Annotated in this window: 26 protein-coding genes and 2 pseudogenes; 14 read left to right on the top strand and 14 right to left on the bottom strand. The window is 68.8% G+C overall.

Annotated elements, in window-relative coordinates:
- Positions 1-128 (bottom strand): annotated as a pseudogene (locus A5709_RS28925) (TetR/AcrR family transcriptional regulator); the annotation flags it as partial.
- 142 nt (positions 129-270) lie between these two features.
- On the opposite strand from A5709_RS28925, the gene A5709_RS19175 reads away from it, so the two are divergent.
- The 3 genes from A5709_RS19175 (at position 271) to A5709_RS19165 (ending at position 4,406) form a co-directional block, all read left to right on the top strand.
- Positions 271-906: a TetR/AcrR family transcriptional regulator gene (locus tag A5709_RS19175; protein WP_068121668.1), complete on the top strand. Its 636-nt coding sequence runs from the start codon at positions 271-273 to the stop codon at positions 904-906.
- A gap of 81 nt (positions 907-987) precedes the next feature.
- Complete coding sequence (locus A5709_RS19170) at positions 988-2,781, top strand: NAD(P)/FAD-dependent oxidoreductase (RefSeq protein WP_068121665.1); 1,794 nt, start codon at positions 988-990, stop codon at positions 2,779-2,781.
- Positions 2,778-4,406, top strand: a complete 1,629-nt coding sequence (locus A5709_RS19165; protein ID WP_068121662.1) for an NAD(P)/FAD-dependent oxidoreductase — start codon at positions 2,778-2,780, stop codon at positions 4,404-4,406. Before A5709_RS19170 ends, A5709_RS19165 begins: the two co-directional genes overlap by 4 nt.
- Here A5709_RS19165 and A5709_RS27665 read toward each other — a convergent pair.
- The 6 genes from A5709_RS27665 to A5709_RS19140 all read right to left on the bottom strand — a co-directional run bounded on the left by A5709_RS27665 (position 4,287) and on the right by A5709_RS19140 (position 10,640).
- Positions 4,287-5,447 carry a Zn-dependent alcohol dehydrogenase gene (locus A5709_RS27665; RefSeq protein ID WP_156744781.1) on the bottom strand — a complete coding sequence of 387 codons (1,161 nt, stop codon included), beginning with the start codon at positions 5,445-5,447 and terminating at the stop codon, positions 4,287-4,289. The two genes, A5709_RS19165 and A5709_RS27665, sit on opposite strands and share 120 nt — an antisense overlap.
- A gap of 56 nt (positions 5,448-5,503) precedes the next feature.
- Positions 5,504-6,901, bottom strand: a complete 1,398-nt coding sequence (locus tag A5709_RS19160; protein ID WP_068121658.1) for a DUF2252 domain-containing protein — start codon at positions 6,899-6,901, stop codon at positions 5,504-5,506.
- A gap of 77 nt (positions 6,902-6,978) precedes the next feature.
- Entirely contained in the window at positions 6,979-7,818 is an 840-nt protein-coding gene (locus tag A5709_RS19155; RefSeq protein WP_082974273.1) for an SDR family oxidoreductase, read from the bottom strand.
- 35 nt (positions 7,819-7,853) lie between these two features.
- Positions 7,854-9,146, bottom strand: a complete 1,293-nt coding sequence (locus A5709_RS19150; RefSeq protein ID WP_067944447.1) for a sodium:proton exchanger — start codon at positions 9,144-9,146, stop codon at positions 7,854-7,856.
- Between the two features lie 261 nt (positions 9,147-9,407).
- A complete protein-coding gene (locus A5709_RS19145; RefSeq protein ID WP_068121656.1) occupies positions 9,408-10,226 on the bottom strand; it encodes an SDR family NAD(P)-dependent oxidoreductase in 819 nt (272 codons plus the stop codon).
- Positions 10,227-10,640 (bottom strand): nuclear transport factor 2 family protein, encoded by a 414-nt coding sequence (locus A5709_RS19140; protein WP_068121651.1) that lies wholly within the window; start codon positions 10,638-10,640, stop codon positions 10,227-10,229. It lies immediately after the preceding gene.
- A 179-nt stretch (positions 10,641-10,819) separates the two neighbouring features.
- Between A5709_RS19140 and A5709_RS19135 the strand changes: the two genes are divergently transcribed.
- The 4 genes from A5709_RS19135 to A5709_RS19120 all read left to right on the top strand — a co-directional run bounded on the left by A5709_RS19135 (position 10,820) and on the right by A5709_RS19120 (position 14,942).
- Entirely contained in the window at positions 10,820-11,683 is an 864-nt protein-coding gene (locus A5709_RS19135) for an IclR family transcriptional regulator (protein ID WP_068121648.1), read from the top strand.
- A gap of 9 nt (positions 11,684-11,692) precedes the next feature.
- Complete coding sequence (locus A5709_RS19130; protein ID WP_068121646.1) at positions 11,693-12,622, top strand: LysR family transcriptional regulator; 930 nt, start codon at positions 11,693-11,695, stop codon at positions 12,620-12,622.
- A gap of 111 nt (positions 12,623-12,733) precedes the next feature.
- Positions 12,734-14,122 carry an MmgE/PrpD family protein gene (locus A5709_RS19125; protein WP_082974275.1) on the top strand — a complete coding sequence of 463 codons (1,389 nt, stop codon included), beginning with the start codon at positions 12,734-12,736 and terminating at the stop codon, positions 14,120-14,122.
- Positions 14,123-14,177: 55 nt separating this feature from the next.
- Positions 14,178-14,942, top strand: a complete 765-nt coding sequence (locus A5709_RS19120; protein ID WP_068009385.1) for a DUF2127 domain-containing protein — start codon at positions 14,178-14,180, stop codon at positions 14,940-14,942.
- 2 nt (positions 14,943-14,944) lie between these two features.
- On the opposite strand, the gene A5709_RS19115 is transcribed toward A5709_RS19120, so the two are convergent.
- The gene (locus A5709_RS19115; protein WP_068121642.1) at positions 14,945-15,559 is read right to left on the bottom strand and encodes a PaaI family thioesterase; all 615 of its coding nucleotides are present in this window, start codon (positions 15,557-15,559) and stop codon (positions 14,945-14,947) included.
- Positions 15,560-15,600: 41 nt separating this feature from the next.
- On the opposite strand from A5709_RS19115, the gene A5709_RS19110 reads away from it, so the two are divergent.
- Together A5709_RS19110 and A5709_RS19105 are read left to right on the top strand one after the other, a co-directional pair.
- On the top strand, positions 15,601-16,452 hold the full coding sequence (locus A5709_RS19110) for an SDR family oxidoreductase (protein ID WP_068121640.1): 852 nt from the start codon (positions 15,601-15,603) through the stop codon (positions 16,450-16,452).
- Positions 16,453-16,757: 305 nt separating this feature from the next.
- On the top strand, positions 16,758-17,357 hold the full coding sequence (locus A5709_RS19105) for a bifunctional 2-polyprenyl-6-hydroxyphenol methylase/3-demethylubiquinol 3-O-methyltransferase UbiG (protein WP_067944636.1): 600 nt from the start codon (positions 16,758-16,760) through the stop codon (positions 17,355-17,357).
- A 5-nt stretch (positions 17,358-17,362) separates the two neighbouring features.
- Here the strand turns inward: A5709_RS19105 and A5709_RS19100 are convergent, their stop codons facing one another.
- Complete coding sequence (locus A5709_RS19100; RefSeq protein WP_231987009.1) at positions 17,363-17,941, bottom strand: CGNR zinc finger domain-containing protein; 579 nt, start codon at positions 17,939-17,941, stop codon at positions 17,363-17,365.
- Between the two features lie 84 nt (positions 17,942-18,025).
- Between A5709_RS19100 and A5709_RS19095 the strand changes: the two genes are divergently transcribed.
- Positions 18,026-18,721, top strand: coding sequence for an SDR family oxidoreductase (locus tag A5709_RS19095; RefSeq protein ID WP_067944638.1), 696 nt, complete (start codon positions 18,026-18,028; stop codon positions 18,719-18,721).
- 239 nt (positions 18,722-18,960) lie between these two features.
- Entirely contained in the window at positions 18,961-19,419 is a 459-nt protein-coding gene (locus tag A5709_RS19090) for an SRPBCC family protein (protein ID WP_067944628.1), read from the top strand.
- 18 nt (positions 19,420-19,437) lie between these two features.
- Here the strand turns inward: A5709_RS19090 and A5709_RS19085 are convergent, their stop codons facing one another.
- From A5709_RS19085 to A5709_RS19075, 3 genes are all read right to left on the bottom strand, one after another.
- Entirely contained in the window at positions 19,438-20,184 is a 747-nt protein-coding gene (locus A5709_RS19085) for a methyltransferase domain-containing protein (protein WP_068121636.1), read from the bottom strand.
- A gap of 78 nt (positions 20,185-20,262) precedes the next feature.
- Positions 20,263-21,639, bottom strand: a complete 1,377-nt coding sequence (locus tag A5709_RS19080; protein ID WP_068121634.1) for an adenylate/guanylate cyclase domain-containing protein — start codon at positions 21,637-21,639, stop codon at positions 20,263-20,265.
- 40 nt (positions 21,640-21,679) lie between these two features.
- Positions 21,680-22,279, bottom strand: coding sequence for a TetR/AcrR family transcriptional regulator (locus tag A5709_RS19075; RefSeq protein WP_068121632.1), 600 nt, complete (start codon positions 22,277-22,279; stop codon positions 21,680-21,682).
- 105 nt (positions 22,280-22,384) lie between these two features.
- Between A5709_RS19075 and A5709_RS19070 the strand changes: the two genes are divergently transcribed.
- Complete coding sequence (locus tag A5709_RS19070) at positions 22,385-23,347, top strand: oxygenase MpaB family protein (RefSeq protein ID WP_068121630.1); 963 nt, start codon at positions 22,385-22,387, stop codon at positions 23,345-23,347.
- A 28-nt stretch (positions 23,348-23,375) separates the two neighbouring features.
- Here A5709_RS19070 and A5709_RS19065 read toward each other — a convergent pair whose 3' ends face one another.
- Positions 23,376-23,810, bottom strand: a complete 435-nt coding sequence (locus tag A5709_RS19065) for an SRPBCC family protein (RefSeq protein ID WP_067944639.1) — start codon at positions 23,808-23,810, stop codon at positions 23,376-23,378.
- Positions 23,811-24,035: 225 nt separating this feature from the next.
- Here A5709_RS19065 and A5709_RS19060 point away from each other — a divergent pair, with 225 nt between their 5' ends.
- Together A5709_RS19060 and A5709_RS19055 are read left to right on the top strand one after the other, a co-directional pair.
- Positions 24,036-25,130, top strand: coding sequence for an AMP-binding protein (locus A5709_RS19060; protein ID WP_068121626.1), 1,095 nt, complete (start codon positions 24,036-24,038; stop codon positions 25,128-25,130).
- A gap of 35 nt (positions 25,131-25,165) precedes the next feature.
- The gene (locus A5709_RS19055) at positions 25,166-26,536 is read left to right on the top strand and encodes an aldehyde dehydrogenase family protein (protein WP_197520196.1); all 1,371 of its coding nucleotides are present in this window, start codon (positions 25,166-25,168) and stop codon (positions 26,534-26,536) included.
- A gap of 44 nt (positions 26,537-26,580) precedes the next feature.
- Here the strand turns inward: A5709_RS19055 and A5709_RS19050 are convergent.
- Positions 26,581-26,711 (bottom strand): annotated as a pseudogene (locus A5709_RS19050) (cutinase family protein); the annotation flags it as partial.

The following is a 26,711-nucleotide window of genomic DNA, read 5'->3' as shown; positions in this document are numbered from 1 at the left end:
GCGATCTCACGGATGGTGGCTCGCGAGTATCCCACCGTGGCCACACAGCGCATGGCGGCGACGATGATCCGCCGGCGGGTCTCCTCGCCGCTGGCGCCGACCGGGCGCCCACGCTGCGCCCGCGTCACCGTGCTCTCCCCACTCGCGCGTCCTGTCCGCCGGCTCTCGTGCCCGACACCGTCGAATATAATCGAGTGATCGATTAGTTCCGGCTTCCGCGCGGAGGTGCGCAGTGTGTGATGGACCGGCCCGCGGCGGGTTCCGCGCGGCATGAGCGTCGCACCGTCGCAATTGGGCCGCCCGGTGGGCGCCGACGGGGAGCAGACGCGTTCGCGCATCATCGCCGCGGCGATGCGGTGTGTGGCCACGGTGGGATACTCGCGAGCCACCATCCGTGAGATCGCTCGCACCGCGAACGTCACGAGCGCCAGCCTGTACAACTACTTTCCGAACAAGGCCGAGTTGATCAAGGCCGCGATCGCGGCACGCACCGACGTCGCGTTGCCCCGGCTGCGGGCGGCCGCCGCGGGCCCCGGGACCGCCATCGATCGCATCGAGGCGGTGCTCGACGAATCGGGCCGGCTGATGCGCGAGTACCCGGATCTCGCCGCCTTCGAGTGGGTGATCCGCGCCGAGGGCGTGGCCGACGCCGATTCGCGGTTCGCGGGGGGTGCACGGTTTCAGGCATTCCGAGAGATCATCGAGGGCGTCGTCGACGATGCCTATCGGCGAGGCGAACTCGCGCACCGGCAGGATCGGGACAGCATCGTCGAAGCCGTGTACGCGCTCGTCTACGGCTTGACCGAACTGGCGGCCACGTCACCCCCGCGGGCCTACCACGCCGCGCTGGACTCCGCCAAGAACATGATCAGGGGAACGCTGTTCGCACCGGGTGGGCCGGGATAGCCGCAGGCAGAGGACACTGCGGACCCTTGATACGATCAAGCGATTGATTATATAGTCGGGGCCACGAGAGGAAGCCTGGCCGTGACTGAAACCGTTGCCGTGACGTTCGACGTCGACGCGCTGCGACGCAAGTACGCCGAAGAGCGTGCGCGGCGATTGCGCCCCGACGGCATTGCGCAGTACGTGGAGACGGCTGGCGCGTTCGCCCGCTTCGCCGACGACCCCTGGGCGGACCGAAAATTCGATCGCGAACCGCTGACCGACGAGGTGGACGTCGCCGTCATCGGCGCGGGCTTCGGTGGGCTGCTGACGGGGGTGCGGCTGCGCCAGCTCGGCGTGCGGAGCGTGCGGCTGATCGACCGGGCGGCCGACGTGGGCGGCACCTGGTACTGGAACCGGTATCCCGGAATCGCCTGCGACGTCGAGTCGTACGTGTACATGCCGTTGCTGGAGGAACTCGGCTACGTTCCCACCGAGAAATACGCCAAGGGACCGGAGATCTTCGCGCATTGCCAGCGCATCGCGCGGCACTACGACTTGTACCGCGACGCGTGCCTGCAGACCGACGTGCGTGAGATCCGTTGGGACGCCGAAGAATCGCGGTGGATCATCCGCACCGACCGGGGCGATGAGATGCGGGCCCAGTTCGTGTCCATGGCCAACGGCTATCAGGCCAAGCCCAAGCTGCCCGGCATCGAGGGCCTCGGGGCCTTTCGCGGGCACGCGTTCCACACCAGTCGGTGGGACTACGCCTACACCGGAGAGAACCTCGAGCGGCTCGCCGACAAGCGTGTGGGCATCATCGGTACCGGAGCCACGGCGATCCAGTGCGTGCCGCACCTCGCCGGGGCGGCGCGGCGACTCTACGTCTTCCAGCGCACGCCGTCATCGGTGGACGTGCGCGCCAACCGCGCCACGGATTCGCAGTGGGCCAGCACATTACGGCCGGGCTGGCAGCGCGAACGCATCGAGAACTTCCAGATATTGACGGCGGGCGGCCAGGCCGAGGAGGACCTGGTCGCCGACGCCTGGACAAGCATCACCCGCAAGCTGCCGGTGATGCGTCATGACGGGGACGGCGGCGTGGACCCGGCGCAGCGCGGCCGCGACATCGAGATCGCGGACTTCGCCAAGATGGAGGAGATCCGGGCGCGGGTCGACGGCATCGTCACCGATCCGGCCACCGCGGAGGCGCTCAAACCGTGGTACGGGTATTTCTGCAAACGACCCTGCTTCCACGACGAGTATTTGCAGACCTTCAACCGCGACAACGTCACGCTGGTCGACACCCGTGGCCTCGGCGTGCAGCGCATCACCGATTCCGGTGTGGTCGTCGATGGTGTGCCCTACGAGCTCGACTGCCTGATCTTCGCAACGGGATTCGAGGTGGGCACCGACTATTGCCGGCGCACCGGTTTCGAGCTGATCGGCCGCGACGGGGTGTCGCTGACCGAACACTGGCGCGACGGGGTGCGGACCTTTCAGGGCCTGTGCACGACGAATTTCCCGAATTGCTTCATCGAAAGCATCGCCCAGGCGGGCCTGACGGTGAACTTCCCCTACCTGCTCGACGTGCAGGCGACCCACGCGGCGTGGATCATCGTCTGGGCACTCGAGCGCGGCGTCACCGAAGTCGAGGCCGCACCCGCCGCGGAGTCCGCCTGGGTCGACACCGTCGTCACCCGCTCGGCGGCGAGCGCCGAGCGCGCCCAGACCTGCACGCCCGGCTACTACAACCGGGAGGGCAAGGCGGACAACAAGACCCGCCAGGGCAGCTTCTTCTTCGGTGCCCCAACCGAGTACGCCGACATCCTGCAGGCATGGCGCGCCGACGGTGACCTGGAGGGCTACCTGATTCGCGGGGGCGGCCCGTGACCAGTTGGCAGGCCCGCTGGCGCTACGGCATCGGCCGGCTGCGGGCGGCGACCCGCCGCGGACGCCCGCCCAGGGTGGCGATCATCGGTGCGGGGTTCGGGGGCATCGGCGTCGCCGTCGCGCTACGCCGGGCCGGGATCGACGATCTGGTCATCATCGAGGGCGACGACGGCGTCGGCGGCACCTGGCGGCGCAACACCTATCCCGGAGCCGCGTGCGACGTGCAGAGCCACCTGTACTCGTTCTCCTTCGCCCCCAACAAATCCTGGAGCCGTACCTACGCCCGGCAGCCCGAAATCCTGGCCTACCTGGAATCGGTGGTCGACGACTTCGACCTGCGCCGCCACCTGACCTTGCGGACTTACGTACGGCGGGCGCGATGGGACGAGGGCGGCCGGCAGTGGGAATTGCAGCTGCAACAGGCGAATAGCGACACCGTCACCACGCTGCGTGTCGACGTGGTGGTCAGCGCCGTCGGCCTATTCGGCGCCCCCAAACTGCCAGACATCGAGGGACTCACCGGTTACCGCGGCCACTTGATGCACACATCTGCGTGGGATCCGGGGGTGGACCTGTCCGGCCGGCAAGTCGCGGTGATCGGTACCGGCGCCAGCGCGGTGCAGGTGGTCCCCGAGCTCGCTCGAATCGCCGCCGGTGTCACCGTGTTTCAGCGAACGCCGCCCTGGATGGTGCCGAAGGACGACCGTCCGTTCAGTGATCAGGAGCTGGCGAGGTTTCGCCGCCATCCGTGGGCGGCCCGCAGGGAACGATGGCGAATCTGGAAGCAATTTCACGACTTCGCCGGCAACGCCGTCGAAGACCCCCGGGTGGCGAGTCGCTCACGGGTCGCGACGTCGTTCCTCGAGCGCACCGTGGCCGACGAGCGACTGCGCCGGGCGCTGACGCCCGACTACCCATTCCGATGCAAGCGGGTGCTACTGGGCGACGACTACTATCTGGCGCTCCAGAAGGACCACGTCGATCTGGTGACCGAACCGATCGCGCGAGTTACCGAGAAGTCGATCGAGACTGTCAGCGGCAGGTCGATAGGCGCCGACGCCATCGTGTGCGCCACCGGATTCCAGACCAGCCGCTACCTCGCCGGCATCGAGGTGCTCGGACGAGGCGGCCAAAGCCTGCACGAGCGCTGGGGTGACGACCCGAGCGCCTACCTGGGCGTCGCGGTCAGCGGTTTCCCGAATTTCTTCATGCTCTACGGCCCGAACACCAACCAGGGCGGCAACTCGATTGTCTACATTCTGGAGGCCGCCGCGCGTCTGGTTGCCAGCGCGGTCAGCCGGGTGGCGCGCACGGGCGGCCATGTGGACGTCCGTCCGGAAGCCGAAAAGCGCTACAACGAACAGCTTTCCGCGGACCTGGAGCTCACCATCTGGACTCGGTGCGACAGCTACTTTCGCTCGCCCACCGGCCGCATCGTCACCCAGTGGCCCTACACCGAGCTGGAGTACGCCCGCCGGACCTGGCGGCTCCGGCCGCGGGACTGGCTACTGGCCCAGGCCGAAGTCGATGACCCCACGGATCAAGCGGCCTGCGGCCAGGTCGGCGTAGGCGTCGTTGATGTCGTCGAGCCGGTAGCGTTGGGTGATCATCTCGTCGAGGAGTAGTCGACCCGACTCGTACAGCGTGGCCAGCAGCGGGATGTCGCTCTTGGGATTGCACGAGCCGAACACCGTGCCGCACAACGTCTTGTTCATCAGGATGAAGTCTTGCAGGGCGACGGCGATCGAGGCCGTCGCGGGCACCGGAAGCCCGGTCAGCACGCACGTGCCGCCCTTGCGGGTCAACGCCAGCGCCGTCCCGACGTCGGCCTCGCCGATCATGGTGGGGGAGACCACGACCGCATCCGCCATCACTCCGCGCGTCAGGTCGCGCACCAGCTCGAGCGCGTCGGTCGCCGTCGCGGCGACGTGGGTTGCGCCGAAAGTCATTGCGGAGGTGCGCTTGAAGTCGCTCACGTCGACCGCGACGATCCGGGCCGCGCCGCTGATGCGCGCGCCCTGAACGGCCGCGGTTCCGATGCCGCCGGTGCCGACCACCACCACCGTGTCGCCGCCCCGTACCCCGGCGCGCCGGGCCGCCGACCCGTACCCGGTGGGCACCGCGCACGCCAGCAGCGCGGCGGGCACCAGCGGAAAGCTCGGGTCGATCTTGACCAGCGAATTAGCCGCCACGACAGTGTGTTCGGCGAACGCACCGATCTTGGACACGTGGCCGAGGTCGCGGCCGTCGGCGGTGTGATGGCGAAAGGTGCCGTCCGTCGGCATGCCCGGCGCCAGGGTCCCCGACCCCGTGTCGCACAGGTACTCCATCCCCGAGGCGCACCAACGACACTGGCCGCAGACCGCGACGAAGGACGTCACCACGTGGTCGCCCGGCGCGAATCCGGCGACGCCCGCCCCGACATCGACGACCACGCCGGAGCCCTCGTGGCCGCCGATCGTCGGCGACATGGCGGGTAACCCCAAGGCGCGCAACGTCTCTGGCGGCGCGGCCAACTTCCCCTGCCGGATGTGTTCGTCGGAGTGGCAGAGCCCGCACGCGGCCAGCCGCACCAGCACCTCGCCCGCCTTCGGCGGATCCAGCTCGAATTCCTCAACGGTCCAGGGGTGCCCGTACTCATAGAGGATGGCCGCGCGGCTTCGCATCGACTCGTGCCGCCTTTCTGCCGGGGTGTTCGAGTGGGGCCGCGCCGGGCAAGTTGCTACCGGGCGGGGTCCGCCGCGACCTCGATGTCGCCGGCCGCGGCCGCGGCCTTCAACTGGTGGAAATCGTCGAGCGACTTGTCGGCGTAGACGTAGCACCATTCGGCCACCGCGGATTGCACGGTCTCGCCAGCGCCGACGTATCCGCGCAGCAGCGAGGCGTTCGCACTCTGGGAATGGGCCCGGGCCAGGAGCACCGCGCAGGCGGCGACGTAGTCGCTGAACGTGGCGGCCGCCATGCCCTCGGTCTCGATCGTGCCCTTCATGTCGTGGAATTGCCGGACGTAGTAGTCGCGGCCGTCCTTGCGGGTCGGCCCGAGGAACACGTCCGACATCGCCTGCAGAATCCGCTGCCCGTCGACGACGCGCATGCCCTGGCCCTTGGCCTCGATGGCGGCCGTCAACATGCGCGGTTGAGGCCAGCCGCCGTATTCGTCGAGCACTGACCGGGTCGCCTCCTTGATCTGCAGGATGAGCGGTGTGGCGTTGGGTCCCACCAGGATGACCAGGAAGCAGCGGGTGCCGACGCTGCCGACGCCGACCACCCGCAGCGCCACGTCCGTGACGCGAAAGTGTGACAGCAGCAGCGCGATGTCGGCGGGAACGGTGGTCAGGTACTCCTGAATCGATTCCACCAGAACGGCTTCGGCGTCCTCATCGAGGTGCTGCAGGACCGGTGGCGCCTCCCGCAGCCGCGGCGTCCCGTCGGCGCCGACCTCGGTGAGCTGCCTGAAGAGCCGCGCCGACGTCCGGCTGCGAGCCCGGGATGTCGTCTTTTGAATCACGCCGAGCAGGCCCTTGGATACCGTCCCGGCGTGGCGTTCCGGCTCCACACGAAGGTAGTAGCGGTCCAGGACGTCCATCGCGAGCATGGACTGCAGGCTGGACTGGTAGCCGGCCAGCGCCTGCCCGACGCAGCGGCGGATGGCCTTGGCGGGATAGCCCGCATGGCGCCCGCCGACGATCGCGCTGGTGATCAGGCGCTTAACGTCCCATTCGGCCGGGGCGACGGCTGCCTCGTCGAAGTCGTTCAGGTCGAACACTATTGAGCGATGCGGCGCCGCGTACATTCCGAAGTTGGACACGTGAGCGTCGCCGCAACACATCACTTCGATCCCGCTCGACGGGCTGGCGCCCAGGTCGGCGGCCATCACCGCGGCCGACCCGCGGTAAAAGGAGAACGGGTCGGCGAGCATCCGGGCGAACCGCAGCGGGACGAGTTCTGGTACCCGATCGGCATTCTGAGCCACCAGGATTTCGGTGGCCGACTTCCCGGACGGGGTCAGCTGTGCGAGCGTGCGCCGTGGCACGGCCTTGCGCAGCGCGCGGCCGCGCGCCTCGTCCTGGTCCGGGACCTCGAGATCGATCAGGCGTTCACGCAGCACCGGTTGCGGCATCCGCTCAGCATAGGTAGCGCGGCCGCGCCGGCGGCGGGCTTTGCCGCTGAAACGAGTTGGTGTCGGGGGATCCGGTTTCAACCGGTGGCAGCGGCCGCCCTGGCGCGCTCGGTCATCGAGGCGATCACGCCTCCGTCGTTGAGGATGTCGGTGCCGGTCAGGTAACCCGCCTTATCGCTGGCGCAGAACGCGAGCAGCTCGGCCATCTCTTCGGGCTTGCCCCAGCGCGGCACCGCGGCGTTGGTGACCATCGCGCCGGCGCCGGCCTGCTCCTCGAGCCGGCCCATCTCGGTGTCGATGGACCCCGGCGAGACCGAGACGATGCGCAATCCGCGCGCGTTGAATCGCTCCGCCTGCGACTGGCTGTACCACTTCACGAAGCTCTTGCTGACGGCGTAGGCGATCCCGGACCGCGCCTCCTCGGGCACGATGTTGCAGGTCGTCATCATGGCCTCCAAGAAGGCGTCGGCGTCCCGCAGCGCCAGCGGAAATTGGTCGACCGGAACCATTTCCGCCGGGAGCAGATGGGCCGCCATCGATGCCACGTTGACGATCACCGCGCGCTCGCCGGCCACCGCGTAAAACGCTTCGTTGACGTTGAGCGTGCCGAGCGCGTTGGTGCGCATGACGTAGTCGGCGGCGCCCATGCTCGGGCTGACTCCCGCGGTGTGGATCACCGAGGCGAGCGTCCCGAGGTTGTTGGCGGTCTTGAGCAGGTCTGCGACCGCCCGCCGCTCGGTGACGTCACAGTCGACGGCCGTGGGCGTCATCCCTAGCTCTTCCAGCGCTGCGGCCGCGGCCTTCAGCCGGTCCTGCCGGGCGTCGCAGAGGACCACGATGTGGTCGCGGCCGACGATCTTCGCCGTGGCCAGCCCCATGCCACCCGCGCCGCCTGTGATCACCGACACTCGATCCATAACGTGGACCGTATACGGCGAGGGTTCTTCGGTGGTTACGGGTCCGGCACCGGATGGTGGGGGTGACCGCTGTGCCGGATGGCCGTCCCGAAGAACGGCGCCCGGACGGTGGCCGCCAGATGGCGGCGGTAGCGGATCAGCGCGACGACGGCCACCGCGGTGTAGACGCCGCAGAGCAGCAGGCGGCCGTGCGTCGAGGCGATGGGGAATTGCACGACGAACAGGCCGAGCAGCGTGCATGCGGCGGCGCGCTGGAAGCGCAGGGCCAACAACAGCGTCACTCCCATCAGGGTTTGGGTGGCCGTGAGCAGCACTTCCTCGACCTGACGCGAGTCGAGCTGCAGCGAGAACCCCCCGCCGCCGAGCAGGTGGGCGATCGGCAGCGACCCGATCAACAGCGTCCACTGGTTGACCTTGGAGGAGATCAGGGTGGCGATGGCCGCCGTGCCCTTGCCCCGGGCGGCGAAGATGGTCGCCACGATGAACTCAGGTGCCTCCGAGGCCAGCGGGGCGAGCCACTGGACCAGCAGGAACCGGTCGATGCCCAGTTCGGTGCCCGCGGCGACCAGGTTGTCGGCGAACGGCTTGGCGCACAACAGGATCACCGCGCCGGATGCCAGGAAGAGGCTGACGACGACGACGCGCCGACGACGATCGGGCAGCTCTCCGAGGGCGGCTGCGGTTCCGATCAGGTCGGGCTCCTCGACGTCGCCGTGGCTGACCTTGTAGAGGTAGAACCCGAACCAGGCCAGCAGCGCCAGCCCCAGCCCGAAGTGGATCTGCCCGCTCGCCGGTATCGCGAATGCGATGACACCGGCGACTAACAGGAATCCGAGTTCGAGACGGTTGGTTGGTTGCAGCGCCAGGCCGGTGGCCTTCGCGGAACCGGCCCTGCGGGCCACCACGATGCTGACCAACACCACGACGGGCCAGCCAAGGCCCATCAGCAGCCGGTTGGACCCGGTCATGTTGGCGGCCGCGTACTGCGTGTACTCCGCATTGTGGCCGGACACGTAGGCGTAATAGAGGTCGACGGCGTACTCGGGCAGGACCGCGATCAGCGCCAGTATCGCGGTCGCCATCCCACCGGAGACGTCGATCTGCGCGGTTTCGGCGGCCCACGCGAGCAGGAAGCTGGCCGACACCACTGCGGCCCCGAAGATCAGCAGCGCGACGACCGGGTCCGGGTGCAGGCCTGCGAGTCGCGTCACCACCGCCGGAACGACGAACGCCGTGGTGATCAGTGCCGAACGTGCCAGGGTGCGACGCCGCGAGCGTTCTGCCGTTGCGACCGCGGTCGCGGGCCTGTCGGAGGCGAGCATCGTCATCCTTCGATACGGAGGGGTGGCGAATGAGGCGGCTACTCCGGATGAGGCAGCCGTGCCGAACGATTACCCAAGTTACCCGCGCAGCCGGTCGCCAGCAACGTCGTCGCTAAGCGGAGCGTCATCGTGGCAGGCCGCATCTTTGCTGGCTAACGCGCTGCGCCGGGAAAGTTAGGGTGACCTGATCCCGAAGTTTGGCAAACCTGCGGCCGCACAAATCGGTCCCTGCGCAGTACGACGAGCCGCGAGGCGGGGAGGTTCCCGCTACCTATCCGGGCCCATGGCCGCGGCCGCGGCTTGGGCGAACAGCGCGACGGCCTGGTTGCGGGTTAGCGACGCCAGCATTTGCTCGGCGGCGCGCATCATGTCGCCGACCATCAGGGTCGGCCCGTTACCGAGATTCTCGAACGCCTCCGCGATGACGTCGGCAACGTCGGCCGCGCCCGGCGGCACCTCGTCGAGCGAAGCGATCTGGCCGCGGCTGTGTTCGAGTTGCCGCAACGCGGGCGTGTCGGTCTTGCCCAGGATGAGGCCGAGGACGTCGACGCCCTTGTCGTGCAGCTCGGCCCAGAGCGCTTCCGCGAAGACCATGTCGAAGGCCTTCGAGGCGCCGTAGGCCACCATGTTGGCGCCGCCGGCCAAGCCGGCGCCCGACCCGAAGAGCACGATCCCGCCGCGGCCCCGCTCGACCATGGGGGCCGCGAAGTGGTGGCACAGCTGCATCGGCACCATGCAGTTGCGTTGCACCATCGCCTCGGCGGCTTCGACCGGATTGGCGAGGAACGGCTCGAAGTTCGGGTCGGCGCCCGCGCAATACACCAGGAGGCCGACCTCCAGGTCGCTGGTCGCCGCGGCGATCGCCGCCGCCGCGCCCGGCTCGGCGAGATCGATGGCGAGGGCCCGCGTGGACGCCGCCGTTTCCCGCTCGATCTCGGCCGCGACTCCATCGAGGAGGGCCTGCCGGCGGGCGATCAGCACCACGTTGATGCCACGCTCGGCGAGCGCGCGGGCGAACGCCGCGCCCACCCCGTCCGAGGCGCCGGCGACCAGCGCCCACGGGCCGTACTTGGCTGCGAACGTCATCTAAGTGCTCCCCACTGTCGTCAGGCGCACCTGGGTGTAGCGCCGGCGGTCGATGCGCCAGCCATCACGGGTGCGCACGATCTCGTCGTCGTAGAAGCCGATCGCGTTGACGCCGGAGTTGTTGTCGCCGGCCATGATCAGCCCGTCGATGTAGGTCCGCGCCGTGGCCTTATCGCCGTCGATCGTGATGGCCTGGTTGGTCAAGCGGTGCAGCGTGTGCCCGGCCAGGGCGTGCACCCGCTCCATGAAGTCCGCGACGGCGTCGACTCCGGTCCACGACCCGATCTCGCCGTAGTCGAGCTCGCAGTCGGCGGTGAACACGGTGCGAAACAGCGGCCAGTCGCGCCGGTCTATTCCGGTGGCGTAGCGCACCAGGAGCTCCGAGATGTCTTGGCGGTCATCACGTTCGGTCATGGCAGGTCTCCGTTCGGGTGAACCGCGATCCACCGCGGGCCGCCCCTTAACGAAACCGCACGCAATGCGTTACTCTCTCGGATAGTCGAAGAAAAACCTCGAAAATATTCGCCTTACTCTAAATCGTATGGCAGAGGAGTCAACCCATTCGCGGATCGACGTCTGCGCCGACCGCCCGGGTGCTCGACGTTGTCGAGCTCCTGGCCCGGTCCGGGAATGCGCGGCCGCGGTTCTCGGACATCGTGCGCGAGCTCGGGCTCACCCAGGCGACCGCGCACACGATTCTGAAGACGCTGTGCGACCGGGGGTGGGCCAGCCGCGATCCGGTCACCAAGACTTTCACCCTCGGGCCCGCGTTGGCCGTCGTGGCGGCGCGGACGGACACCGCCCGGCCGCTCGCGCACGCGGCCCGTTCCGTGGCACTGCGGTTGTCCGGCGAGGTCGGCTACGCCTGCTCGGTGGTCGAGCGTTTCGGAGACTCGTTGGTGGTCACCGCTTTTGAGGGCGAGCCCGCCACTCAACCGTCCGGAATTCCGGGCGATCGGATCCCGTACGCTCCGCCCTTCGGGGTCGCACTCGCCGCGTGGGACGACGAGGAACACCGACGCGCGTGGATCCGCCGCGGTGCGGGCAACAATCCCGATCGCGCCCGACGGCTCGAGCAGGTGCTGCAGCACACGCGCGAGCGCGGCTACGACGTCGACTGGACCACACCCGCACTGGCCCAGGCGGTGCAGGTGGTCGGCACGCTGGACAGCGACGAGATGCCCACGCCGGTGCGGCACATCTTGGATCAGCTGCTCGTCGAGTTCACCACCATCGGCTTCCTCTCCGATGACAACCCGGGACGGCGCAAGCAACCCGTGGTGACCATCGCCGCACCGGTTTTCGAGGACGGCCGGGTTGCGCTGATGGTGGCCGTCCATCCGCTGTGCCCGCTGTCGGCGCGGCAGATCCGGGTCATCGGCAAACGCCTGACGGACGAAACGACGGCGATCAGCCTGCCCCCGCCGCGGCCGGACGCGGTCGATCGTGCCGTCTAGGCTCGGCGTATGGAACTGCGGCAGGTGCGCTACTTCGTGGCCGTCGCAGAGGAGTTGCACTTCGGCCGCGCCGCGCAACGCGTGCACATCTCCGGACCGGCCCTGTCGCAGCAGATCATCTCGCTGGAGCGCGAGCTGGGCGCCGAGCTGTTCGTGCGGGACCGGCGGAGCGTTCGGCTGACCGAGGCCGGACGGACCTTCCTTCCGGATGCGCGCCGAATCCTTTCTCTGGCCGACGATGCCAAGCACCGGCTGCGGCAGGCCGCCGCGCGCAGCACGCCGGTGCGCCTGGGTTACGTCAGCTGGCTGCCGGAGGGCATCACCACGATGCTAGGACCGGCGGCGGATGTGCGCCTCGACGAATGGGTGCTGCCGTCGCACGCGCAGGCCGACCGCGTGGCAGAGGGCACCCTCGACATCGCGCTGGCATGGGTCACCGCCGGCCAGGTCGAGGAGCGCGGCCTGACGGCGCATCTGCTGCGGATTGAGCCGCTGCACGCGGTCATGCCCGGCATGAGTTCGGCGAAACCCGTTGCCGCGCAATGGGTAAGCGTGCTGATCGACGCGGACGAGTCGGCGTGGTCGTCGTGGAACCGGTACGCCAAGGAGTTCGCCGCCCACACCGGTGCCCGCGTCGTCCCCATCGACGACGGCGGCATCGCCGGCGACGCGTTCTACGCGCACGTGCGCAGGGTCGGCGGGCCGGTGCTCGCGTCGCCCAAGCGCCACACCGCGGCGCTCCCGCCCAGCCTGGGTCAGCGTCCCGTCGCCGAACCGGTGCCGCTGTGGACGTGGTCGCTGCTGCACCGCCGCGACGACGACCGCGCCAGCGTGCGCGGCGCCGTGGAAGCGCTGCTGGCCGTGGCCCGTACCCGCGATTGGCCGGCCCCTCCCGCCGGCCCGTGGTGGGCGCCGGCCGACGACCCCCACCTGCGGTGAGAAGTCTCACCGAGCACTGGTAGGAGAACGGTCCTGGACGGCGGGCCGGCGCTGGGCTTCAGTGAAAGTAAGCAGCCCGGAAGGCGAAAAGGCATGGCAGAGAACTACGTTGTGGATGACCTGGCCGAATTCGTCGTCGGCGCCGAGTGGGCCGATCTGGCCGAGCGTCCGCGCGCGCTGATGAAACGCAATGTGCTCGACAGCGTCGCGTGCGCCGTCGGTTCCCTGGACGGGAAGCTCGTCGCGTCGATTCGCGAACACACCGACCAGTTCAGCGGAGTGCCCACCGCGACTTTGGTGGGCGGCGGACGCGCGTCGGTGGACCAGGCCGCGTTCTTCAACGCGGTGCTGGTGCGCTACCCCGACCTGCTGGACACCTATCTGACGGTCGGGGGGCTGTGTCATCCCGCCGACAACTTGGGCGCCGTCCTGGCCGTGGCCGAGCACACGGGAGCCAGCGGGGCGGACTTCCTGCTGGCACTGGCGGTCGCCTACGAGGTTCAGTGCCGATTCAGCTCCCAGGTGCCGGTCATGGCCCGGGGTCTCAATCACGCGTTGCAGCTGTCGATGTCGGTGGCGGCGGGCACGGCCAAGCTGCTCGGTCTCAGCGTCGAGCAGACCGCCAACGCCATCGCGGCCGCCGCGACCGACAATGTGTCGCTGGCGACGGTGCACGCCGAGCCGGTCTCGAACTGGAAGGGCATCTCGCCGGCCATCACCGGCATGCGCGCGGTATACGCGACCATGCTGGCCGGCCGCGGCGTCACCGGGCCCAGGTCGCTGTTCGAGGGTCCACACGGCCTGGTGCAGCTCTTCGATCAGCCCATCGACCTGGCCACCACCGACCGGCGGCTCACCTGCGTCGAACAGACCTACCTCAAGCAGTACTGCGCCCTCATCCACGGGCAGGTCGTGATCGACGCGGTCCTGGGCCTGCGCGCCGAGAACAACCTGTGCGGCGAGGACGTCGCACGGGTGACGCTCGAGGTCTTTCAGGGCGCGTACGACTTCGCCGGCGGGGGAGCCTACGGCGGCAAGGACGATCCGCGCACCAAGGAGCAGGCAGACTACAACCTCAAATACCTCAGCGCGGTGGCACTCCTCGACGGCGGGGTGGGCCCCGAACAGCTGGAACCCGAACGGGTTTCGCGGGCCGACGTGCGGGACCTGTTGACGCGTGTCGACGTCAAACCGGCCGCCGACCTCACCGCCGACTATCCTCGACGCACGGCGGCCCGGGTGCACCTGGTGACCCGCGACGGGCGGGAATTCGACCGCGAGCAAGCCGATTACGAGGGGTCGCCGACCCGCCCCATGTCCTGGGAACGCGTCGTGGACAAATTTCATTGGCTGGCCGAGCCGTTCTGTGACGAAGCGCTGCGCGCCGAGATCGTCACGGCCGTGGATCGCCTCGACGAGAGCCCCGTCGCCGAACTCACCGGCCTGCTGGGTGCGGCGAGCCCGACCGCCCAACGGCCACGCACCAAGTCCCGATTCTGACGCGCGCCGTGCGCGCCCCCTTGCGTCGCCAGCTGCCCGCGGTCGATGATCGGCCATGCGCAAAGATCAGGGCGGCAATCGGTGGGAGCTGGTCACCTGTGCGGTCGCGGGCCACGCCACCTACGCGCCCGACGAGGAGGACCTCGCCGCGCGGCTGAGCGGCAGCACCGGGTTGGGTGAGGTTTGGCGTTGCCTGCGCTGCGGGGAATTCACCGTGGGCGACCCGCACCGGCGGGGTCCGGCCGAGGACGCGCCAATGATCATGCGCGGCAAGGCGTTACGCCAGGCCATCATTATCCGGACGCTCGCGGTGGAACGCCTGTTCCGGGCGGTGGTGATCGCGCTCGCCGCGTATGCGGTGTGGAAGTTTCGCGGTGCACGGGGCGCGATTCAGGCCACCCTCGAACGCGACCTGCCGATCTTCCGCGCCGCCGGGTTCAAGGTCGATCAGATGACGATCGTGCACGAGTTGGAAAAGGCGCTGGCCGCCAAGCCCTCCACCCTGGCCCTGCTGACGCTGATGCTGGCCGCCTACGCGCTGCTGGAGGTCGTCGAAGGCGTCGGCCTGTGGCTGCTGAAGCGCTGGGGTGAGTACTTCGCGGTGATCGCCACCTCGGTGTTCTTGCCCCTGGAGATTCACGACCTCGCCAAGGGCATCACGATGACCCGGCTGGTCACCTTCACCATCAACGTGGCCGCCGTGATCTACCTGCTGTTCTCGAAACGTCTGTTCGGCTTGCGTGGCGGCCGCGAAGCCTACGACGAGGAACGGCGCGGTGAGCAACTGCTCGATGTCGAGAAGGCCGCCGCCAAAGCCTGACGTCAGGCCGGTGGCTGCCTGGGGTGGATGAAGATTCCTTCCGCCTCGACGGTGACGCCGTGCTCGTCGGCTAGGTGACCAACGGCGAACGTCTTGACGCCCTCGGTGCGCTCGACATGCGCCTGCACGCGCAGCGGCCGCTCCAGCTCGGTTCGGCGCCGGTAGCGCAGGGTGAGGGTCCCGGTGTAAGCGGGCCGGCCGGGCCGGTGCGCGGTCGCGCCGAGCACATGGTCGAGCACCAGCGCGCAGATGCCGCCGTGAACATGGCCGGGCGGTCCCTCGTAGGCCGCGCCCAGCGTGAATTCCGACCAAAACACGCCGTCGGGCTCGTGGTGGACCACCAACGGCGGTGCCACCGGGTTGCGCACACCGACCACCGCGTTGCCCCACGCGACGGTCTGGCCGTCGGGCAGGTAATGCACGCCGACGGGTCCGGGCTGCGCCGCCTCGCCCAATTCGGCTGCGGCCGCGTCGATCTTGGCCTGGGCCGCGGCCACCGCCGCGGGTTCCGCTTCAGTGCGGATGCTGACGTCGATGAGCCGGCGGATCGACGTTGCCAGCGGTGCGTAGACGGACTCGAGCCGGCCGAGGTCGATGCAGGGCGTTTGGTCATGCATCCCGGCAACCTAACAGGACGGCGGCTGGTAAGAACGGAGCGATGGGCACTTATGCGGTCACCGGATCGGCTTCCGGAATGGGCCACGAGACCGCGCGGCGGCTCAAGGCCGATGGGCACACCGTGATCGGCGTCGACATCAGGGGCGCCGATATCGTCGCCGACCTGTCCACGCCGCACGGTCGCGAACAGGCCGCCGACGGGGTGCTGGCGGCCGCGGACGGCAAACTCGACGGTGCGGTGCTGGCCGCGGGCCTCGGGCCCAGCCCAGGTCGAGAGCGCCTGCGCCAGATCGGCCAGGTCAATTACTTCGGCGTCGTCGAACCGCTCGTCGCCTGGCGGCGGGCGCTGGCGGCGGCCGAAAGCGCGAAAGTGGTCGTCGTGGGGAGCAATTCGTCAACGACCGTGCCGCTCGTGCCGCGCCGGACGGTGAAGGCGCTGCTCGCCGATGACGCCGACAAGGCGCTGCGCTCGGTGCGCCCGTTCGGTCCGGCGGCCTCGACGATGATGTATGCGGCGTCGAAGATCGCCGTCAGCCGCTGGGTGCGACGGCACGCGGTGCTGCCGGAATGGGCGGGCTCTGGGGTGCGCGTGAACGTCTTGGCCCCGGGGGCCATCATGACGCCGTTGCTGCAGGAACAGCTGGCGAATCCGCGGCAGGCCAAGGCCGTGCGGTCCTTCCCGGTGCCGCTCGGTGGCTTCGGCCAGGCGGGGCACATGGCCGACTGGATGTGCTTCATGCTGTCGGAGTCCGCCGAATTCCTCTGCGGGAGCGTAATTTTCGTCGACGGCGGCACCGACGCCTATTTCCGTGCCGACGATTGGCCGAAAGCGCCGCCGGCGCACGGGTTGCCCGGCTACTTGCGGCGGTTCAGACGTCCGCCGACTGTGTGACCAACGGCGGGCGCTGCGGCGGGTGTGGGTCGCGCCACAATACGGCTTTTCGTGGCGTTCACCCCGGCGCGGCGCATCCGTAAAGCGGGCGCGGTGGAATTCAATGATTCGGCGCACAGGCCGAACAGACGAAGGATCGAAACCGTGGCAACACTGCCGTCCTGGATCAGCCAGAGCCCTGCCAACTTCGACATGGTGACGCCCATCAAGGCGCGGGCCTGCGACGCGTGGCAGGCGGTGCGCAGAAGCGCGCCACCCCGGACACGCACCAACGTGACGCTTATGCAGAGGGGCGTCGAGCGCTGCTGACGGCGCCCAATTACTGGAACCACAACACCGCGTATCACGGCTGGCTGGTCCAACTCGCGGCGCGCCACGCCGGTGATGTCCTGGATGTGGGGTGCGGTGAGGGGCTGCTGGCCGAGCGGCTGGCCTCGGTGTCGCGCAGCGTCGTCGGCATCGATGCCGACCCATCCGCGATCCGTCGGGCCAAGGATCGACTGCAGTCCGCAACCAACGTGTCGGTGCGGCTCGCTCGATTCGAAGCCTTTGAGGCGCAACCACATTCGTTTGACCTCATCACCTTCGTGGCGAGCCTGCATCATCTGCCGCTGCGTGAGACGCTGTGCAAGGCGCGCGAAATGCTCAGGCCGGCAGGAGAGCTCGCCGTCGTCGGATTGTCGGCCAACAAGACCGTCGGCGACTGGGCATGGTCCGCCCTGTGCACACCGGCGGCGCGCGTCGGGTCGTTACTGCATCGGGAGACGCGCGGCATCGGCGTTGCCGTGGCCGATCCCCGGGAAAGTTTGCACGAGATCCGTCGGGTAACCGCGGACGTGCTGCCGGGAGCGCTCATTCGGCGAGGCCTGTACTACCGGTACCGCCTACTGTGGCGAAACCGCTGAGCCGGTCACGCGCTCGCGTTCGCTCGGCGGGCCCGGGACGCGCGCAGGTTGGCGGCGTTGCCGCACGTTTTGACGTCGTGCCATACCCCGCTGTTGTTTTTGGAGCGGTCGTAGAACGTCGACCCGCAGCGCGGGTTATGGCACTGCTTGATGCGCCGCCAGGTGTCGCCCTGCTGACTGAGCAGAATCTCGGCCCACAGCGCCGAGGCGAGCCAGCGCCAGCCCGTGCCGCTGGGCTCCAACCGCACCTCACCGGCATCGGTGACCACGAGGGCTGCGGGGACGGCACTTCGTCCACCGGGTGCCTCGCCGACGACCAGGGAATCGATCCTGGCCCGTAAGGCGCGCAGCTTGGCCAGGTCCGCGTCGTCGAACGTGGGCACCGGCGCGTCCATCCCGCGGGCGGCCGACCAGGCGTGCACCGCGTCCGCTACCCATTCGCCGGCGAGCGCGGGGTCGGCGAGCAGGTCCGGTCCGTACCCGTCGATGCCCCTCGTGTTGAGGAAGTCCTGAACCAGGCCCAGGCCTCCCGGTGCCGGGATGATGATGCCGTAGCGCTGTGACGCAGGCCATGGAATAGACATAGGTAAAGAATACTTGACTATGTCGTCGCCGGCACGACGGTGACAGAATCAAAATCGATACAGCTACGTCAAGGAGTGCGGATCATGGTCAACATCAAGGGGTCGACGGTCGTCGTCACCGGCGGACAGCGCGGGCTCGGCAAGGCCATCGTGGACGAGTTGTTGCAACGCGGCGCTGCCAAGGTGTACGCCACGGCGCGGACGCCCAAACCGAGTACGGATCCGCGGGTGGTCGGTGTCGAGTTGGACGTCACCAAGCCGGAGTCGGTTGCGGCCCTGGCCGTTTCGGCTCCGGATGCCGGCATCGTGATCAACAACGCGGGTGTCCTCGGCGCGCGGACGCTGCTCGACAGCGACATCGAGGAAGTGCGCGCGGTGTTCGAGACGAATTACTTCGGCGCGCTCCGCGTCGCCAAGGCGTTCGCGCCCATCCTGGCGGCCAACGGTGGCGGGGCCCTCGTCGACATAGCCTCGATCTTGTCCTGGATGCCCGGCTCCGGTGGGTACGGAGACTCCAAGGCGGCGTTGTGGTCGACGACGAATTCGTTGCGGATAGAACTCGAGAAGCAGGGCACCCTGGTCGTCGCCGCGCACCTCAGCTTCACCGACACCGACATGACCGCGGGCTTCACCGCCCCCAAGAACGACCCGCGCCAGGTGGCGCGCGCGATCGTCGACGGCATCGAAAACGACGACACCGAAGTGCTGGCCGACGACGACACCCGCTACGTCAAGGCGGCGCTATCGGGACCGGTCGACGCGCTGCCCCGGATGCCGTGAGCATGAAGGTCTGCCCGAAGGCAGATCCCCGTCCTGCGACGGTGGGTCAAGCAGGCCCTTGCGGATGGCCTCGCCCAAAAATGGGCTTGCTGCACTTCGGGCAGACCACCGGGTTGTCCCGGCATCACCACGGTCGCATCCCCGGGCCGGCGCTTCGACGGCCGAAGGTCCCCGATGCTTCGGCCGAAGGTCACATTCACGCCGTGCCCCGCCGACCGTCCGCGTGTTTGGATAGCGATATGTCCGACACGGAAGCAGAACGCATCGTGAGCGCCACGCGCGTCATCGCCGCCAACGCCGCGCGGATTTTCGAGCTGATCGCCGATCCCTCCCGCCACCCCAGCTGGGACGGCAACGACAACCTCGCCTCGTCCGCTCCGGGGCAGCGGGTGCGTGCGGTCGGTGACGTGTTCAAGACGACGCTGACGAACGGCGCCGTGCGGGAGAACCACGTCGTCGAATTCGTCGAGGGCAGCAAAATCGCCTGGTGCCCAGCCGAACCCAGGAGACAGCCGCCCGGTCACCTCTGGCGCTGGGAGCTCAGCCCGGTGAACGCCGAACTGACCACGGTGACGCACACCTACGACTGGACGGCGCTGACCGACGCCACCCGCCTCGAGCGCGCCCGCGCGACGACACCGGACATGTTGCGCGAGTCCATGGACCGGCTCGCGGTGGTCGCGCAAACGCCCTCCTAAGGCCGAAGCGCGCCGGACTCAGCCGTTCTTGCCGCGCACCCACTGCACCGTGCCGAGGTTCTTCACCCGCACGCTGAGGAACCCGTGGTCTTCCAGGATGTCGGCGATCTCGTCGTCGTCGAAGACATGCGCCCCCACGTTCGGCAGCCTCTGGAAGAGCCGGGCGGCCGGGCCGACGGTGGGGACCATGACGGCGAGCCTCCCGCCCGGTCGCAGCACCCGCGCCATCTCGCCGAGGGCCGCCGCCGGATTCGGAACCAGCTGCAACACGGCCGTCGAGATGACGACGTCAACCGTGTCGTCGCGCAGCGGAAGTCGTTGCGCGTCAGCCTTGATGAAGCCGACCTGCGGCCCCGCTTCGTTGCGGACGGCGCGGGCGAGCATGGCCTTGGAGATGTCGATCCCCAGGGCCAACCCATCCGGACCGGCCGCGCGCGCCAGGGAGGCGGTGACGTTGCCCGGGCCCGAGCCGACGTCCAGCGCGATGCCGCCCGGCGGAATGTTCAACCACTCGAGGGGCGTCTGCCACGCGGCGATCAGCCGCCGCGACAGGGCCTGGGCGTTGTCGTAGAGCATCGACCCGATCGGTGACGCCCACGCGGCCTGGATCGGCCCGGTGTTTTTCGCGACGCGGTCGCCCTCGTCGGCTCCGCTGCCGAGCAGATCGAGATAACCCTTGCTCACGTCGGGATCCGTAGGCGGATCGGCGAGCAGATCCAGCGCTCGCCGCAGCGCGGGAGGCAACGAGACGTGCACGTCAGTCATGCGTACTCCTTCGAGTGAAAAACCAAGCTGTGCGCCAGAACTCGGATCAGGGGCCAGCCTACGCCGAGCCGCGCCTGCTCACCGCCGGACGATCGCGTGCTCGCGCACCAGGGAGTACAGCCGCCACTGGCCCGGCACGCCCTTGAGCGCGGTCTCGCCGCGGTCGCCGAAGCGGTGTCGCGACCCGGTGACGATGTCGCGCAGCGTCGAGGACACCAGCACTTCGCTGGCACCGGCAAGTGCCGCCACCCGCGCGCCGATGTGCACGGCCATACCGGCGACGTCGTTGCCGCGCACCTCCACTTCGCCCGCGTGAATGCCCACCCGCACCTCGATGCCCAGCACGCGGACCGCGTCGACGATGGCGTCGGCGCAGGCGATCGCGGCGCTCGGGCTGCTGAATGTGGCGACGAATCCGTCGCCGGCCGTGTTGACTTCGCGCCCGGCGAACCGCTGCAGCTCGTGGCGCACCAGGGTGTCGTGGTTGTCCAGCAGATCGCGCCAGCGGTGATCGCCGAGCAGTGCGGCGCGCTCGGTGGAGCCGACGATGTCGGTGAACACGATCGTGGTGAGCAGGCGCTCGGCGTCGGAGCCGCCGCGCACGCCGGTGATGAACTCCTCGATCTCGTCGAGGAGGGGCGCGGTGTCGCCGACCCAGTACAAGGTGTCCTCGCCCGGGCACTCGACGAGGCGCGCCCCGGGGATGTGCTCGGCGAGGTAGTGCGCGTGCCCGATGGGACTGAAGCCGGGGTTGTCGCGATGCAGGATCAGGGTGGGCACGGCGACGCGGGGAAGCCGGTCGCGGACGTCGCCCTCCCTGACCTTGTTGATGAACGCGCGGGCCATGCTGGGCGACGCGGCCCGGTTGCCGGCCATGTCCCACCACGCACGGAACGCATCGTTGTTCGCAGCGGAGGGAGCGATGATGCCCAGCATGTCGAAGCCCTGCTCGACGGCGTCCGGCTCCATCCCGACCGTCGTGAAGCGATCGGCGTCGTCGAGGTCACTGCCGATGGGGTAGTCGGGGCCCCGCAGGGTGCGGGCCGCGCCGTTGGCAATGACGAGGCTGTTCACCCGGTCGGCATGGTCGGCCGCGAGAACGACACCGGCCAACGAGGTGAAACCCGGGGCGAAGACGGTCGCACGCTCGCATTCCACCGCGTTCATGACCGCGATGGCGTCCTGCGCCCAGGACTCCGGGCCGAGCATGTCAAGCGACGGCACCCGCGAGGACAGGCCGATGCCGCGCTGGTCGAACCGGATCACCCGGCAGAACGATGCGAGCCGGCGATGAAAGCGGTACATCGACGGCTCGAGGTCGACGCAGTCGATGGGAATCAACGGGCCCGGCAGCACGAGCAGGTCGATCGGGCCATCGCCGAAGACCTGATAGGCGATGTCGATCTCGCCGCAACTGGCGTACCGGGTCCGCGGAGCCGCAGAACTCCCAGCCACGCATTCAGGCTAGTGCAGGTCACCGACAAGCCGGAACGGCTCAACCGCGGATGATCGGCACCAGATAGCGGCCGGCGTACTCGCGGACGGCCGCGGGATCCGACGTGTCGAGCCGGTCGGTGGGAAACACGATGATGCCCAGGGCGACGCGAAGCAGGATGTCGGCGATGTTGATCAGGTCGCGTTCGGGGATGTCGGCACCGCACCGGCGCAGGGTGTGCGCGATCCCGTCGGCGAACTGACCGATGGGGAAGGCATTCGAGCGGGAGAACATCCCCAACAACTCCGGTTCGCTGTCCACGATCCGGGAGTACAGCGGGGAATCGCGGACCAGGCGCACGCCGAGCGCGAACGCCTCGATCACGGCCTGCTGCGGATCGCAGCCCGCGGTGGCCCGGTCCAGTGTGGTGAAAAACGACTCGGCCTCACGGCGCACCACATGCCCGAACAGGTCGTCCTTGGTGGGGAAGCGCCGGTAGACGGTGCTGCGGCTGACGCGGGCGCGCGCGGCGATGTCCTCGATGTTGGCCCGGCGCACACCGTAGGTCTCGAACACGGCGCGCGCGGTGTCCAGGATGGTGCGGTCCAGGTCGGTGAGCGAATCCGCTGCGAGATTGCCGCCAAGGCTGTGGTTCGGCATGGATCACGACCCCCACTGCAATCTGGCCGCGCGGTTGCTAGGCTGACACAAAGATACGAGTTTGTATCATTGATTCGCAAGGACGTCTGTAGCGGGGAGGGGAGCATGACGGCCCACGACGACGAACTGGCCGCCGCGACCGTCGGATCCCGATTCGACACCGGCGTTCGGGAAGCGTTGCCCATGCCGGTCGACGGGCCGGTCGGCGAGGCCGACGGCCTGACGCGGCTGGGGCCCGAGTCGCTGATCTGGAAGTTCTACGGGGACAACCGCACCCAGTTCTTCGGGTTCCAGCGCACCGCCGGGGTCGAGAACTGCATCGAGCAACTGGCCCAGGGCGTGCTCGACCACTCGGTGGTCTTCAGCGACACCTTGGGGCGGGCCAAGCGGACCGCGCCACCGCTGATGAAGACCGTCTACTCCGACGGACCGCGCCAGTGGGGCCGCAAGGTCCGGGACTTCCACAAGACGATCAAGGGCACCATCAGTGACGGCTCGCGGTATCACGCGCTGAATCCGGAGCTCTTCTACTGGGCGCACGCCAGCTTCGTCGACCAGGTCATCTACAACGCCGATACGTTCATCCGCCGGCTGTCCTTCGCGGAGAAGGAGCAGATCTTCAACGAGGGCAAGGTGTGGTACGGCCTCTACGGCGTCAGCGACCGCGGCCAGCCGCAGACCTACGACGAGTTCCTCGCCTACTGGGACGAGATGCTCGAGCGGTTCGTCCCGCATAAGACCGTCTTGTACGGCACCGGCTACATCAGGAAGGGGATCCCGGGCCCGCGCTGGATCCCGCGACCCGTCTGGAAGGTGTTGTCCGCGCCGCTCAACGCCTACACCCGACTGGTGTTGGTCGGGACCATGCCGCCGCAGATGCGCGAGGTCTGCCAGCTGGAGTGGAATGCGAAGAAGGAGAAGCGGTTTCAGCGGTTCGCCGCCGTAATGCGCGCCCTCAACCCGCTGATCAACCGGCTGCCGGTCGGGGTGATCTACACCCCGTGGGCGGCCAGCGCGTGGCGGCGCTCGGGCATCGACCCGCGCCGGCTGCACAACCACGCCCGCTAGGACGGGAGGCGCCGTTTCCGCTCGGTGCTCAGGAGCGGCGTTCGGCTGCGGCGATGCCGCCCTTGAGGAGCTCGTCGATGACCTTCTTGAACACCGGCAGCATCAGCCAGTCAACACCGGGGATCTTCAGCGTTGACCGTAGATGCCAGCTGACCTCGGTTCCCCCGCCTGCTGCACGCAGCTGGACCGTGCCGACGTGGTCCCGGGTCGGTGCGCCCGAGAGCATCTTGTACGCATAGCGGGTGGGCCGCTCATACTCGATGATCTCCTCGACGAACGGGGGGCCGATGGCCACCAGGCGTCTGATCGCGCCGACGCCGTTTGGGGCGGGGGTTCCCTCGCGATCGAGCGTGCTGCGCCGGAAGGCCCAGACGTAGTCCGCGATTCCGCGGTGGTCGGTCATGGTGTCGAACACGGTCTCGATCGGCGCCGTGGAGGTCCGGGTCAGGGTGAACTCGATCATCCGCACGCCCAGCTTCCGATACGGCCTGCCGGTATCCAGTTGTCCGCCATCATGATCCGTCCCCTTTCGCTACAGAGAACATAGTCCTGTGGCCGAGGGCGCATCGAGGCCGCATCACCCCCTTGAGGTGAACAGGGGGTACACGGCACCGAAATTCCATGCGAAGTAAGCCAATACGGCGGAAGGAGCTTGGCGATCGGTTGGCGATGGGCCAGGATCGAGGGCATGGCCGATGTCGATTTCTCGCTGTTGGACGTCCCGAGATCGGAACCGGTCGAGGATCCCGAGGCCTATCTGCGCGCGGCTATCGCCTGGCACTTCGGTGAGGACACCGGTTCGGCGTTCTGGTTGCGGACCGCCGCGACCCTCGACTTCGACCCGATGGCCGACGTCAACACCTTCGCCGATCTGCGACTGTTTCCTAACCTCGTCAACGAACTGCGCGGCGTGCCGGTGGAAGATCTCATTCCGCGCGGCTACGGAACGCCGCCGCCGGTGCCCCAGATATTCGAGTCCGGCGGCACCACGGGAGCCCCGAAACGCACTGTGCAACTGCCGGATTGGGTCGCGCAGGTGGTGCGGTGGCAGACCGAGGATTTCGCCACCGGCGGGTTTCGCCGTGGCCGGGGTTTCCTGTGCCTGATGCCCAGCGGGCCGCACGGCGTGGGCTACTTCTCGCGGCTGGTCTCCGAGCGGCTCGGCGCCGCCTTCCACGCGATCGACATCGATCCGCGTTGGGTCAAGAAGATCGCCGCCCGCGGCGGTGCCTCCGAAGTCGGCGCCTACGTCGACCATGTCGTCGAGCAGGCCGTGTTCGTGCTGGAGACGCAGAACGTCGCGAACCTGCACACCACCCCGCCGCTGCTCGAGGCGATCGCCCGGGACGACCGGCTGGTCGACCTGGTGAATGACAAGATCCGCTACCTGTTGCTCAGCGGCGCGCATGTGGACGCCGACACCCTCGACCTGCTCCGCGGCATCTTCCCGGACACCACGATCACCATGGCCTTCGGCAGCACGATGGTGCTATCCCAAGCGGTCACCCGGACGGCAGACGGCGACGCGTTCGTGTTCGACCCTCGGACACCGTACGTGGTGTTCTGGGTGATTGATCCCGACACTGGAGAACGGGTGCCCTACGGGCAGACCGGTCAGGTGGTGATGAACCACATCAGCAAGGGCATGTTCATCCCGAACAACCTCGAGCGCGATCTGGCGGTCCGGATGCCCGGTCCGGCGGGCGAGCTCAGCGACTCGGTCAGTGCGGTGCGGCCGGTGGCCACCTTCGAGGGCGAGGCCGTCATCGAAGGCGTGTACTGACCATGGCAGGCGAACAAGCCGACACCGCAACTGATTTGGCGACGATCGATGCGCTCGGCCCCGACGGGGACTACCGTACCCGCCGTCGGGAGGTCATCTTCAGCACCGCCGGCGCCGCGGTCGCCGAGTTGAGCCTCGTGCCGCCGCTGTATGTTTCGCGCACCCTGGCCGCGCAACGCAAGGTCGCCCCCCTGCCGGTCGGGCGGCGCGCGGAGGCGCTGTCGCAGGCCGCCGGCATCTTCGCGGACGGGGTCGTCGCCGGCCTGGACTTCGAGGCGTACGTCGGGCTGGCCACCCGGATTTCGGGGTTGCCCATCGCGGTGACCCGCGCCGGGGCGCGCAGCGTCGCCGACGCCGTCGGCGGCGCTTTCGACGCGGTCCGGCCGGCCCGGCCGGTGGGCGCGGCGTTCGATTGGCGTGAGGAACCCGCACGTCGCGGTGGCGCGGTGTGGGTGCGGCGCGGGGAGGTCTTCGCCGTGCACGCGGCCGGAAACGGTCCAGGCGTGCACGGCCTGTGGCCGCAGGCGCTCGCGCTCGGCTACCGGGTCGCGGTGCGCCCGTCGCGTCGCGAGCCGCTGACCGCGCACCGGCTGGTACACGCCTTGCGGCAGGCGGGTTTTCGTTCCGAGGACGCCGTCTACCTACCCACCGACCACGCCGGCGCCGACGAGATCATCCGCGCGGCCGACCTCGCCATGGTGTACGGCGGCCAGCAGGTCGTCGACAAGTACGCCGACGACCCGACGGTCATCGTGAACGGCCCGGGGCGCAGCAAGATCCTCATCACCGCCGACCACGATTGGCGCGACCACGTCGACGTGATCGTCGACTCGATCGCCAACCTCGGGGGCATGGCTTGCGTCAACACCACCGCCGTGCTCTGCCAGGGTGACCCCGGCCCGCTGGCGCATGCGATCGCGCAGCGGTTGGCGGCGATCGAGCCGCTGCCCACCGACGACGAGCGTGCGCTGCTACCCACCCGGCGCCTCGATCACGCCCGGGCGCTGGCGGATTACCTGGCGGCCAAGGCCGCCGGATCGACGCCGCTGCTGGGCGCCGACCAGGTGGTGGCCGATCTCGGCGACGGCTTCGCGGCGCTGCGCCCCGCCGTGCACCTGCTGCCCGCGCCCGTCGCGGACACGCTCAACGTCGAGTTGCCCTTTCCCTGCGTGTGGGTTTCGCCATGGTCGGCCGGCGCGGGCGTGGAACCGTTGCGGCACTCGTTGGTGGTCACCGCGATGACCGATGACGAGCGGCTGATCGACGAGCTGCTCGCCGAACCGACGATCGCCAACGTGTATGCCGGGCCCCATCCGACGTGGCACGCGGCGCCCGGCATCCCGCACGACGGGTTCCTGGCGGACGCCCTGATGCGCAACAAGGGCTTCCTCCGGGACCCTCGCTGACGCGCCGGCTCATCCGCCGAGCGACGACCTCAACTAAGCGACGCTCAGCTTCCGAAGCCGCCCCTGCCGCTCGCGACGGTCGAGGCTCCAGCGGTCCCCGCGTCGAGGTGGCTGGAGGCGAAGGCGACGCCCTTGTCGATCATGGCGCCGTCGTCGGCGTAGGTGTTGTGGGCGG

This window comes from Mycobacterium sp. E1386 (assembly GCF_001672745.1).
In the GTDB taxonomy this organism is placed as follows: domain Bacteria; phylum Actinomycetota; class Actinomycetes; order Mycobacteriales; family Mycobacteriaceae; genus Mycobacterium.
This window is presented reverse-complemented; position numbering and strand designations above follow the sequence as displayed.